This window comes from Spartinivicinus poritis, from assembly GCF_028858535.1.
GTDB classification, from domain to species: Bacteria; Pseudomonadota; Gammaproteobacteria; order Pseudomonadales; family Zooshikellaceae; genus Spartinivicinus; species Spartinivicinus poritis.
Genome location: NZ_JAPMOU010000001.1, coordinates 191,389 through 203,613 on the forward strand (window position 1 = coordinate 191,389; position 12,225 = coordinate 203,613).

At 43.5% G+C, this 12,225-nt stretch carries 14 protein-coding genes; all 14 read right to left on the reverse strand.

Annotated features, from left to right (window positions below; all coding sequences use genetic code 11):
* Positions 1 to 42 precede the first annotated feature (42 nt).
* The 14 genes from hisS to iscR all read right to left on the reverse strand — a co-directional run bounded on the left by hisS (position 43) and on the right by iscR (position 12,201).
* Positions 43 to 1,314: a histidine--tRNA ligase gene (hisS, locus tag ORQ98_RS00840; RefSeq protein WP_274686874.1), complete on the reverse strand. Its 1,272-nt coding sequence runs from the start codon at positions 1,312 to 1,314 to the stop codon at positions 43 to 45.
* Between the two features lie 228 nt (positions 1,315 to 1,542).
* Entirely contained in the window at positions 1,543 to 2,655 is a 1,113-nt protein-coding gene (gene ispG / locus ORQ98_RS00845) for a flavodoxin-dependent (E)-4-hydroxy-3-methylbut-2-enyl-diphosphate synthase (RefSeq protein ID WP_274686875.1), read from the reverse strand.
* Between the two features lie 5 nt (positions 2,656 to 2,660).
* The gene (locus ORQ98_RS00850; RefSeq protein WP_274686876.1) at positions 2,661 to 3,722 is read right to left on the reverse strand and encodes a RodZ domain-containing protein; all 1,062 of its coding nucleotides are present in this window, start codon (positions 3,720 to 3,722) and stop codon (positions 2,661 to 2,663) included.
* On the reverse strand, positions 3,712 to 4,491 hold the full coding sequence (pilW, locus tag ORQ98_RS00855) for a type IV pilus biogenesis/stability protein PilW (RefSeq protein WP_274686877.1): 780 nt from the start codon (positions 4,489 to 4,491) through the stop codon (positions 3,712 to 3,714). The genes ORQ98_RS00850 and pilW overlap by 11 nt, the downstream gene beginning before the upstream one ends.
* Positions 4,492 to 4,529: 38 nt before the next feature.
* Complete coding sequence (gene rlmN / locus ORQ98_RS00860; RefSeq protein ID WP_274686878.1) at positions 4,530 to 5,672, reverse strand: dual-specificity RNA methyltransferase RlmN; 1,143 nt, start codon at positions 5,670 to 5,672, stop codon at positions 4,530 to 4,532.
* Positions 5,673 to 5,793: 121 nt separating this feature from the next.
* Positions 5,794 to 6,225: a nucleoside-diphosphate kinase gene (gene ndk / locus ORQ98_RS00865; protein ID WP_274686879.1), complete on the reverse strand. Its 432-nt coding sequence runs from the start codon at positions 6,223 to 6,225 to the stop codon at positions 5,794 to 5,796.
* 98 nt (positions 6,226 to 6,323) lie between these two features.
* Positions 6,324 to 6,524 (reverse strand): Fe-S cluster assembly protein IscX, encoded by a 201-nt coding sequence (gene iscX, locus ORQ98_RS00870; protein ID WP_274686880.1) that lies wholly within the window; start codon positions 6,522 to 6,524, stop codon positions 6,324 to 6,326.
* 14 nt (positions 6,525 to 6,538) lie between these two features.
* Positions 6,539 to 6,877, reverse strand: coding sequence for an ISC system 2Fe-2S type ferredoxin (fdx, locus tag ORQ98_RS00875; RefSeq protein ID WP_274686881.1), 339 nt, complete (start codon positions 6,875 to 6,877; stop codon positions 6,539 to 6,541).
* A 10-nt stretch (positions 6,878 to 6,887) separates the two neighbouring features.
* A complete protein-coding gene (gene hscA, locus ORQ98_RS00880) occupies positions 6,888 to 8,744 on the reverse strand; it encodes a Fe-S protein assembly chaperone HscA (protein WP_274686882.1) in 1,857 nt (618 codons plus the stop codon).
* Between the two features lie 134 nt (positions 8,745 to 8,878).
* Positions 8,879 to 9,430 (reverse strand): Fe-S protein assembly co-chaperone HscB, encoded by a 552-nt coding sequence (gene hscB, locus ORQ98_RS00885; RefSeq protein ID WP_274686883.1) that lies wholly within the window; start codon positions 9,428 to 9,430, stop codon positions 8,879 to 8,881.
* A gap of 21 nt (positions 9,431 to 9,451) precedes the next feature.
* The gene (gene iscA, locus ORQ98_RS00890; protein WP_274686884.1) at positions 9,452 to 9,775 is read right to left on the reverse strand and encodes an iron-sulfur cluster assembly protein IscA; all 324 of its coding nucleotides are present in this window, start codon (positions 9,773 to 9,775) and stop codon (positions 9,452 to 9,454) included.
* 197 nt (positions 9,776 to 9,972) lie between these two features.
* A complete protein-coding gene (gene iscU / locus ORQ98_RS00895) occupies positions 9,973 to 10,356 on the reverse strand; it encodes a Fe-S cluster assembly scaffold IscU (protein WP_274686885.1) in 384 nt (127 codons plus the stop codon).
* A 33-nt stretch (positions 10,357 to 10,389) separates the two neighbouring features.
* Positions 10,390 to 11,598, reverse strand: coding sequence for an IscS subfamily cysteine desulfurase (locus ORQ98_RS00900; protein WP_274686886.1), 1,209 nt, complete (start codon positions 11,596 to 11,598; stop codon positions 10,390 to 10,392).
* Positions 11,599 to 11,700: 102 nt separating this feature from the next.
* Positions 11,701 to 12,201 (reverse strand): Fe-S cluster assembly transcriptional regulator IscR, encoded by a 501-nt coding sequence (iscR, locus tag ORQ98_RS00905; protein WP_274686887.1) that lies wholly within the window; start codon positions 12,199 to 12,201, stop codon positions 11,701 to 11,703.
* Positions 12,202 to 12,225 lie beyond the last annotated feature (24 nt).

Below are 12,225 nucleotides of genomic sequence, written 5' to 3' on the forward strand. Positions count from 1 at the left end.
CACATGGTAGCACAAAAATAAGGCATAAGCTGCCATATCATATTAAAGGGCTTTAAGTTCAGTGATTAATTGATCAAATCCCAGCGTTTGCTGGGGTTTATCCTCTCTCAGCCACTTAATGGTTACCTGTTGCTGTTCCTGTTCAGATTCACCAATTATCAGTGCAACAGCAGCACCTGACTTATCAGCCCGTTTCATCAGGCTCTTAAAGCTACTGCGACCACACTGCGTTTGCAACCGAAGTGTAGGTAACGCTGAGCGGATCTTTTCTGCAATCATTAACGAGTATCCAGTCACATCTCCTACACCTAACAAGGCAGCATCAACCTGTTGTTTGGCTGTTGCAGGAATTTTATCCAGTGACTCTAACATTAAAATCAGCCGCTCTAATCCCATCGCAAAGCCGACAGCAGGTGTAGACTTTCCACCTAATTGGGTTACTAGCCCATCATAGCGACCACCGGCACAAACCGTTCCTTGTGCGCCTAACTCATCTGTAATCCACTCAAAAACTGTATCGCAGTAATAATCTAAACCACGCACTAGTTTGGGGTTAATCTGATAACCAATCTTAGCCTGATCCAGAATTGCTAATAATTGATCAAAATGTGCTTTAGAAGTTTCATCTAAAAATTCTGTTAAAACTGGTGCACCTTTTAAGACAGCCTGGGTTTGAGGGTCTTTACTGTCCAAAATCCGCAACGGATTAGACGACAAGCGACGCACACTGTCTTCATCCAACTGATCTTTATATTGATTAAGGTATTCAACCAATGCTTCCCGATAACGAACGCGTGACTCAGTAGTACCAAGCGAGTTGATTTCTAGACGCACCACATCATCGATGCCTAACATTTGCCACAAACGAGCGGTCATGATAATCAGCTCTGCATCAATATCAGGGCCTTGCAGGCCAAATGCTTCAACACCTAATTGGTGGAACTGACGATAGCGCCCCTTTTGAGGCCGTTCATGGCGAAACATCGGACCCATATACCACATCCGCTGTATTTGATTAAAAATCAAACCGTGCTCTATGGCAGCTCTCACACAACTAGCAGTACCTTCAGGCCGTAAGGTTAAGCTATCTCCATTACGATCTTCAAAGGTGTACATTTCTTTTTCAACGATATCAGTGACTTCACCAATAGAGCGCTTAAATAAGTCAGTGCTTTCAACAATGGGTGTACGAATTTCATGGTAGCCATAGGCTGCCTGTAGCTGGCGAATTATTTGCTCAACATACTGCCAACTGCTGGATTCAGCTGGCAGAATATCATTCATCCCACGAATTGCTTGAAGTTTTTTCGCCAAGGAACTGTACCTTTTTTATCTAAGTCTGCGACTAAATTTCAATTAACCTGTTCAAGCCCTGGCCAGGCATTAATAGTAGCCACCAGGTATAAGAAAAGTGATTCTACGGATATTAAGTGCTGCTGGCCATAGCTTGTTAACCAGAGAGAGCAACAAAAGACAGACAAACAAAAAAGCCCTAATAAAAGGGCTTCTATTTATAAAAAAGTAAGGGGAAAATAATACAGGTTAGGCTTTGGCTATCACGTTTGCTAACTCTTCTTCTTTTTGCTTAGCCTTAGTACGGATCATATTTTCCAAGTGATCCACCAAAGTATCATTTTTCAACTTATGGCTGGGCTTGCCATCTTCATAAATCAGGTTGCTTGGCGTACCACCGGTTAAGCCAATATCCGCTTCTTTCGCTTCACCAGGCCCGTTCACCACACAGCCAATGACAGCAACATCGAGGGGTACATTAATATCTTCCAGGCGTTGCTCTAATTCATTCATGGTTTTAATGACATCAAAATTCTGTCTTGAGCAGCTTGGGCAGGCAATAAAATTAATGCCACGGGTCCGTAGTTTTAAACTTTTTAGAATATCAAAACCTACTTTCACTTCTTGTACAGGGTCAGCAGCAAGAGATACGCGCAAAGTGTCACCAATACCATCCATCAGCAATAACCCCAAACCAACTGATGACTTCACTGCTCCAGAGCGAAAGCCGCCTGCTTCGGTAATTCCCAAGTGAAGTGGTTGGTCAATTTGATTCGCCAGCAAGCGATAGGCTGCTACTGTAGTAAATACACCAGAGGCTTTCAGGCTGATTTTAAATTCTTGAAAATCAAGCTTGTCGAGAATATCAATATGGCGAAAAGCAGACTCGACCAAAGCTTCAGGAGTTGGCTCGCCATATTTTTTTTGCAAATCCTTTTCAAGTGATCCAGCATTAACCCCTATACGAATGGGAATACCTTTATCTTTTGCAGCATCGACTACTGCTCTCACTCGATCTTCTCTGCCAATATTACCTGGGTTGATCCGCAAACAGTCAACACCATTTTCAGCTACTTTCAGAGCAATACGGTAATCAAAGTGGATATCCGCTACTAAAGGCACTGTCACTCGCTGGCGAATTTTGGCAAAAGCTTCTGCTGCATCTAGGCTAGGAACAGAAACTCTGACAATGTCGGCACCTGCTTCTTGCAGTGCTTCAATCTGCCCTACTGTGGCAGCAACATCACAAGTCTCTGTATTAGTCATGCTTTGTACTGAAATAGGAGCATCCCCTCCGACCGCAACATCTCCTACATGAATCTGGCGCGATTTACGTCTTTTGATGGGGGATTCAGCAAACATGAAGACTACTCCTTACCTAGCACTAACTTGGCGACATCACCACGGGTGAATGGGGCGACATTCACTGCTCCCCCATTAAACTGGAGCAATTTTACCATACTTGCTTTACCTAGCTTAATTTTTATCGGCCCAGCTTGCTTGAGTTCTAGTTTACTGCCTGCTCGATATAAAGCTTTGACTAAGGCATTATTGGTTTGGGCATCTCTGACTTCTGTCCAGCAAGGACCATCAAAGGTTATCAGTAGGTGGTTAATACCTTCCTCTACGTTAGTTAGCGCAGCTTCAGTTGACAGTTCTGAAGTGACCTCACCACTAGCCGGTTGAGGTGTATTTTCTGCGGTAGACTGATTAACAACCTCCTCTGTTTGACTGGCAGTGCTTGATGTTTCTTCTGTTTCAGCAGCTGTAGCCTCACTTATTGCCGGCTCTTCTGCTACAGCCAATACCTGCGTTTCTTCCTGTTCTGGCAAAACCTGTTCGGCAATTGCTTCAGCAACGGCCACTTCTGCACTAGGTTTAGCATCAACTGCTTGCTGCTCTTGTTGCTGAGCCTCAGCCAGCACATTCACAACGGTCTCACCTGTTACCGTTTCAACAGTAATTTCATTTTCTTCTAAGTCAGCATTAGGGTTCTCTGTCAGTGGTTGATTAACCTCGTTTTGCCACCAAACAACCGTTAATGCCACGAGTCCACCAATTAATAAGTAAGTAAACCATTTAAATATGGGGTGGCTAGTTTCATCAGGTGCTTCAACTTCTGTCACTGATATTGGTTTATGCTCTTTTGCAGCAGCACCGGTAAAACGATCAAATGCCTGAATGACCTGGTTTGGATCCAGACCAACAAAATCAGCATAGCGCCTTAAATACCCTCGAACGAAGGTTAGTCCAGGTAATTTATCAAATGCAGAGCACTCTATTGCCTGAACAAAATCAACGCTAATTTTCAGGTTATCAGCAACCTCATCTTGCCCAACACCGAGATTCTGTCGTTGCTGAGCTAACATTTCCCCTGGAGTAATATGATCCTGATATGACTCCAGAGGTTTGATATTTTCACTCTTCATTCGCTAATAAACCCTGGTACTGCTTTAGCTCTTCTGAGCCAGGATACATCTTTTTCAACATTAAGCCATAACTGGCAACTACATCATTGTTTTCAAATACTTTGGCAATTTTCACACCTAGCCATAAAGAGCGTGCATTTTGACGGGACAGTTGTTTAAATTGCTCATAATGGCTCTTTGCTGGTATATATTTTTGTTCTTGATATAAGATGTCAGCCAGCTCAAGATGAGCCTTAGGAAGTCTTTTATTAAGTCGAAGTCCTTTTTCAAAGTATTCCTTTGCCTCTTCTTTTTTACCCAGCTTCAGTGCAACAAGCCCCATATTTTCATAAGAATAACTACGCTTGGGGTAGTAGACATTAGAGGCTGCTTTATCCAACTGCTTTAATGCATCTTCATAACGGCCTTGAGCGTATAAAAAAGCACCATAGTTGTTGTGCACATCAGAGGGCTCGTCACTATAACGAATAGCTTTACGAAAAGTCTTTTCAGCTAGCTCATTCTCACCTTCCAACTGATTCACCATAGCCAACACTGAATAAGCCTCACCTGAGCCGCTATCGTAATCAAGGGCTTTTTCCAGTGGCTTACGTGCCAAGCCTGCTTGCCCTTCTCGAATATAAGCTTTAGCTAAGCGAATTTGTGCAGTGACAACTTTATCTTCATCAATTTCTTTGCCACTTGGCGTTGTCGTGACACAGCCCACTTGCAGGAGAAGTAACATACAACCTAACAATACCTTATTGGCTGTTCTTTTATTAGTCACCATAGCCCCCATTGGATGCAACAAAAGTAATTAGCTTGTAATTAAAATGGTCTAGTTTGTTCTGATGCTAGCTGCTTAATATTCAACAGCTTATCACGATAGCGTTCACTACGGCGGGTTTTATCATTCACCTGTCCCGCCAGCTGCCCACAGGCTGCATCAATATCATCGCCCCGGGTACGTCTTACCGTGGTATTGTATCCCGCATCTAAAAGCAGTTGCTGAAATGCCCGGATAGCATTATTACTTGGCCTTTGATAATCAGATAAAGCAAATGGATTAAAAGGTATCAAGTTAATTTTACAAGGAATATCTCGTAGCAGCTTAATCAATTGTTTAGCATGTTCAGGTTGATCATTAATACCTTTAATTAAAGTATACTCAATTGTAATACGCCGCTTGTCGCTTAATCTTGACATATATTCAACACAAGTGGGTAGTAGTACTTCAAGGGGGTATTTCTTATTTAGAGGTACCAGCTCATTACGAAGTTCATTATTTGGTGCATGTAGCGAAAGCGCTAAAGAGACATCTGTTACATCGGCTAGTTTTTTCAATGCAGGTACAACACCAGATGTACTTAATGTGACTCGCCGTTTGGAAATACCATACCCCAAATCATCCATCATCAGGTTCATTGCATCGACTACATTGTCAAAATTAAGTAGTGGCTCGCCCATTCCCATCATAACAACGTTGGTAACAGCTCTATCTTCTTTATGAGGCACACTGTTAAATGACTTGGCTGCAATCCATACTTGACCAATAATTTCTGCTGATGTTAGATCTGAGTTAAAGCCTTGTTTACCTGTCGAGCAAAAACTACAGTCTAGGGCACAACCTGCTTGTGAGGAGACACATAAGGTGCCACGACCACGCTCAGGAATAAAAACAGCTTCAACACAGCTACCACTCGCAACTCTAACAACCCACTTACGCGTTCCATCTTCAGAAAAGTGCTGGCTAACAACTTCAGGCCCTTTAATTTCAGCCAACCCTGCCAGTTTTTCACGGAGTGACTTACCTAAGTTAGTCATGTCCTGAAAGTTATCCACGCCATAATGATGAATCCATTTCATGACTTGAGTTGCTCGAAATTTTTTCTCACCAATCGACTCAAAAAAAGCCTCTAATTTAGGCTTGGTTAAACCTAGCAGATTGGTTTTAGCAACAACACTGGTCATCTTCTTCACCTTTCAACGCAGACAACATTAACTCACCCTGCTTTTAGAGCAGTGTTATATAAGTGCAGACAAAAAACAGGCCTCTCCTATTTTTTGCCTGCACAATAGCTTTACTCTGTTATTAGCGAGTACGAGGGCAAATTTCTTCATCAGCAAAGAAATAAGCAACCTCACGGGCCGCTGACTCAGCAGAATCAGAACCATGAACTGCATTTTCATCAATTGTTTCTGCAAAGTCAGCACGAATAGTGCCCGCAGCTGCCTCTTTAGGGTTAGTTGCTCCCATTAAGTCACGGTGAGCAATAACAGCATTTTCACCTTCTAAAACAGAAACAACGACTGGGCCAGAAGTCATGAAAGCAACCAAATCTTTAAAGAAAGGGCGCTCCTTGTGCTCAGCATAAAAGCCTTCAGCTTTTTCTTGAGAAAGGTGCAACATTTTTGCAGCAACGACTTTCAAGCCAGCTTGTTCGAAACGGCTATAAATCTGGCCAATTACATTTTTAGCAACAGCATCTGGTTTGATAATTGATAAAGTGCGTTCAACAGCCATTTGGTCACTTCTCCAAGTTGAAAAAAGTTATTTTGAATAAATTAAACCCGCGAATTATACGCGGGTTTAGGGAAAATGCACCTGCTAGAAACAGTCTATTAATCAGCTTCTTCAATCCAAGCCATTTGTATCGCTTCAAGGATCTTTTCACCACAATGGGAAGGGTCATCTTCAAACTCTTCTAAAGCCACCACCCAGTTGCGCAAGTCAACAAAGTTAACATAGCGAGGATCGACCTCTTCGTGACGCTCAGCCAGCTCAATGGCTATCTCTTGCACATCCGTCCACTTTAAGCTCATACCCCCCCCTATGTTTAATGGCGCTCAGAAACTTGATTAATGGTATATTTTGGAATTTCTACCACCAAGTCTTGCTCAGCAACCAAAGCCTGGCAACTTAATCGTGACTCAGGCTCTAACCCCCAGGCTTTATCTAACAGATCATCTTCGAGTTCATCAGCTTCCTCTAAGGAATCATACCCCTCACGGACAATGACATGACAAGTAGTACAAGCACAGGACTTTTCACATGCATGCTCAATCTCTATATCATTGCGCAATGCAACATCACAAATACTTTCTCCCGGTTCTGCTTCAACAACAGCGCCTTCCGGACAAATGGTTTCATGGGGCAGGAAAATCACTTGAGGCATTATCGGTTACCTAAATACTATCGACTGAGTGGCCTGTTAGGGCTTTTTTGATGGACTCATTCATCCGCTTAGCTGCAAATGACTCTGTAAGCTGACTGACTTTTTCTACTTGGCTCTTTAACACCAAGTGGTCCTTTTCTTCTGCTAGTTGCTGAGTTAAACGTTGAACTTCATCAATAATTGTTTGTAACTCGGCATTTGTTAGCAAATTCTCACCATCTTCAGCTATTGCAACACTCACGGCTTCTAGAAGCCGCTCTGCTTCCACTTGCTGCTCTCGTAGCGCTCTTGCTGCCATATCTTCTGCCGCATGACCAAATGAGTCCTGCAACATGTTGCTAATAGATTCGTCTGTTAAACCGTAGGAAGGCTTAACTTGAATACTGCTTTCAACACCACTGGTTAGCTCTTTTGCACTGACACTTAGCAAGCCATCTGCATCAACCTGAAAGGTGACTCGTACCTTACCTGCACCAGAAGCCATTGGTGGAATACCACGCAAGACAAAGCGGGCAAGGGAGCGATTATCTTGTACTAACTCCCGCTCACCTTGGTAAACATGAATCACCATGCCCGTTTGACCATCTTTGTAAGTGGTGAAGTCTTGAGCTTTAGCTACAGGAATCGTGGAGTTTCGATGGATTATTTTTTCCATCAAGCCACCCATGGTTTCGACTCCTAAAGAAAGAGGAATAACATCTAACAGCAACATGTCATCGCCCGACTTATTACCTACCAATACATCGGCTTGAGTTGCTGCACCCAAGGCAACTACTTGGTCAGGATCAATGTCAATTAATGGTTCTTGGGCAAAAAAATCTTTTACCTGAGCACGTACAGCCAGCGTACGGGTAGAACCTCCTACCATGACAACTTCATTGATATCGGCTGGTTTTAAGCCTGCATCACGCAAGGTTCGGCGACAGGACTTTATGGTTTGTTGAATGAGAGGACTCAGTATTTCAGCCAATTGCTGCTGACTTAATACCCCCTGCCAATCATCAAATGTCACTGATACTTGTGGTTGCTTAGCTAATTGTTCTTTTATCTCACAAGCTGTTGCAAGCAGTTGGCGCTGTTGGACTGCATTCAAGTCATTGGCATTGACTCCCATTTGCTGAAGAATCCAGTTAGCAACCGCATGATCAAAATCATCGCCACCTAATGCTGAGTTTCCACCTGTAGCGAGCACTTCAAATACACCGCGATTCAGTCGCAAAATTGAGATGTCAAATGTGCCGCCACCTAGATCATAAACGGCAATAACACCGTCTTTGCCTTGATCTAACCCATAAGCAACTGCTGCTGCAGTAGGCTCATTCAACAGCCTCAATACTTTAATGCCTGCTAAAGTTGCTGCATCCTTAGTTGCCTGCCGCTGAGCTTCATCAAAATAGGCTGGCACGGTAATCACCGCCCCAGCCAGCTCACCATCTAATGCCTGTTCAGCACGCTTTGCCAAACACTGCAAAATATCAGCTGAAACCTGAACTGGGCTTTTATCGCCTGCAGCGGTTTGAATCAGCGGCATCCCCTCATCACCTTTGAAGTGATAAGGCAGTAAATCACCCAGCGACTTCACATCACTGATACCTCTTCCCATTAGCCGCTTAACAGACTGAATAGTATTAAATGGATCGATCGTAGCGTGGGCTTTCGCCAACTGACCAATCAGCAATTGGTCCTGGCCATAATAAACCACTGAAGGTAGTACAACCTGCCCCTGCTGATCTGCCAGAGTTTCAGGATTGCCACTTTTTACTGTCGCCACTAATGAGTTAGTGGTCCCCAAATCTATCCCCACTGCCAACTTTCGTTGATGAGGTGCTGGGCTTTCACCGGGTTCTGATATTTGCAACAAAGCCATGATAAATCTGTATGTCGTCTTAGCACTATTTCTTTAGTTTGCGAGTTTTGGGTAACTAGCCAACCACACTACAAGTTGCTTGATAACTGTAAATCTAAGGAAGTCAAAAGCTCATCAACAACTTAATTAAGCATTCAACCGTCAAGTTCTGCTTCCAGAAGCTCAGCTTCTACCAGTAGCTTATCAATAAACAGCATCTGTTTTACTATGGTTTCAGCTTGTTTAAGAGATTGTGGCAACTGTTCCTGCCAAGCTTTTACAAAGCGCTGCTGGAGCTGGGTGGATTTTGCCTCAACGGCTGCCATTAAGTCAGCTATTGCTTCATCGGGATTACTTGCACCTTTCACTTCTTCCAGCTGCTCCCGCCATTCCATCTGCTCCATTAAAAAGCCTGGATCCATGACAGTGTTATTTTCAATATTTAGCTCAACACCTTCCAGCGACAATAGGTAGATCGCTCTTTGGGTGGCGCTTTTCAAGGTGTTATAAGCCTCATTGACATGGGCTGTATATTGTACAGCAAGTCGCTGCTCTCGATCTGAAGCTCCCGCAAAACGGTCTGGATGAGTCACTTTTTGGAGCTGTCGGTAGCGGCTGGCTAAATCGGTAAGATCAATATCAAACTGAACAGGAAGGTCAAATAGCTCAAAAAAGCTGGCAGTTAAATCTAAAGCGTTGATTGTCATGGGCTACTTTCAAAAGTCAGATTACACATTAAAGCTTTCGCCGCAGCCACACTCACTGGCGACATTTGGGTTATTAAACTTAAACCCTTCATTCAAGCCTTCTTTAACGAAGTCAAGTTCAGTGCCATCAATATACAATAGGCTTTTGGGGTCAACGACAACCTTCACCCCCCGACTTTCAAATACCTGATCTTCTGCTGCCAGCTCATCAACAAACTCAAGAACATAGGCAAGCCCTGAACAGCCGGTAGTTTTTACACCAACCCGGATGCCAACACCTTTCGCACGACTGTTTAAATAACGGGCCACGTGTTTAGCTGCCGACTCCGTGAGGGTAATTGCCATAATTTCAACACCTTTGTTTTGTCACTATGCTGCTAACAATTAATAAAAAACCTACAATTGTTTTCGAGTCTTATGCTGTAGTTAAAAAGTATCAACAGCTAATTTTCACTTTTAGTCAAAACCAGCGCTTCCATAGAGATCCCCTCTTTCTAAAGCCCTGGCTTTTTTAATTAATTGCTATTGATCTGTACTTAACTTTAACTGCTACGCTTGTTGCGATAGTCCGTGACTGCAGCCTTGATCGCATCTTCTGCTAATACAGAGCAGTGAATTTTCACTGGTGGTAACTCTAACTCTTCAGCAATACTGGTGTTTTTAATTTGCTCTGCCTCATCAATCGTTCTACCTTTCATCCACTCAGTCACAAGCGAGCTTGAGGCAATCGCTGAGCCACAACCATAGGTTTTAAACTTGGCGTCTTCAATGACACCTTCATCATTTACCTTGATTTGCAAGCGCATCACATCACCGCATGCAGGAGCACCCACCATCCCCGTACCAACAGAAGGATCTTCTGCATCCAGTTTGCCCACATTGCGTGGGTTTTCATAATGATCTATCACTTTATCACTGTAAGCCATTTTGAACTCCTCACCCTTAATATCTGAATGCTACTAGTGCGCAACCCACTCAACTTTTGAAATATCCACGCCGTCTTTATACATGTCCCACAACGGTGAAAGCTCTCTTAACTTAGACACGGCTTTTCGTACTTGCTGCGCGGCATAATCAACTTCTTCTTCAGTTGTAAAACGTCCAAGTGTGAAGCGAAGTGAGCTATGAGCCAGCTCATCGTTAACACCTAAAGCCCTTAACACATAAGAAGGCTCTAAACTGGCTGACGTACAGGCTGAACCTGAAGAAACAGCTAAGTCTTTAAGTGACATTATGAGAGATTCACCTTCAACAAAGTTGAAGCTAACATTCAAGTTCCCAGGCAAGCGCTGGGTATAGCTGCCATTAACATAGACCTCTTCCATATCTTTAAAGTGGTCCCAAAAGCGATTACGTAACGCTAGTAAACGTTCCTGCTCTGCAGCCAACTCTTCTTTTGCGATACGGAAGGCTTCGCCCATCCCAACAATTTGGTGAGTTGCCAGTGTACCTGAGCGCATTCCACGCTCATGACCACCACCATGAATTTGAGCTTCTATTCTTACCCGTGGCTTACGTCGAACAAAAAGGGCTCCAATACCCTTAGGGCCATAAACTTTATGAGCAGAGAATGACATTAGATCTACTTTCAAAGTGGCCAGATCAATATCGATTTTCCCTGCACTTTGGGCAGCATCGACATGAAAAATGATTTTTTTCTCACGAGTAATTTCACCAATTGCAGCAATATCAGTGATCACGCCAATTTCATTATTAGCATGCATTAAGGACACTAAAATAGTGTCTTCACGAATGGTATCTGCAACGACTTGCGGGGTAATAATTCCTTCGGGATTAGGCTCTAGATAAGTAACTTCAAAGCCTTCGCGTTCCAATTGACGACAGGTATCAAGTACTGCTTTGTGCTCAATTTTAGAAGTGATTATGTGCTTACCTTTTTTCTGATAAAAATGGGCAGCACCTTTAATAGCCAAATTATCAGACTCAGTAGCCCCAGAAGTCCAAACAATTTCACGCGGATCACAGTTTACCAAGTCGGCCACCTGACGCCTGGCATTCTCAACCCCTTCCTCTGCTTTCCAACCAAAGGCATGAGACCTTGAGGCAGGATTGCCGAAATGTGTCGTTAGATATTCCGACATCTTTTCAGCCACTCTTGGGTCAACCGGAGTGGTAGAAGAATAGTCCAGGTATAACGGTAGTTTCATTGATTACTATCTCCAGCGCTTACTACGCTCCAGGCTTAATCTCAACTCTATCAAGCAACTACAGTTGCTTTCATTTAGTAAACGGTTCTAACTAGCAGCGAGTCAGGTCAAGGTTGAGGCATCAATTCGCTCAACTAACTTTTGCTCACTTTGCTTTTGGTTGTTGACCCGCTCTTCTTGGCGAGTTGCAACATCACGTACTTCTCGCTGGGCCACTAAATCAGCCAAGCTAATTCCACTTAAAAATGTATGTATCTGCTTACTTAAATCACACCACAAATGGTGGGTTAAACAGGTATCACCTTGCTGGCAGCCGGTTTTGCCATGACAGCGGGTCGCATCCACCGACTCATTAACTGCATCAATTACTTGTGCTACATGAATTTCTTGGGAGGAGCGACTCAACCGATAGCCACCACCAGGGCCTCGAATACTGGTAACTAGCTCATTACGTCTCAACTTAGCAAACAGTTGCTCCAAGTAAGACAAAGAAATTCCTTGGCGTTCTGATATATCTGCAAGCGCAACTGGCCCTTTATCAGCATGTAGGGCAAGGTCTAACATTGCTGTAACTGCATAACGGCCTTTGGTAGTTAAGCGCATGTCGATTACTCTGTGTGTCGATTG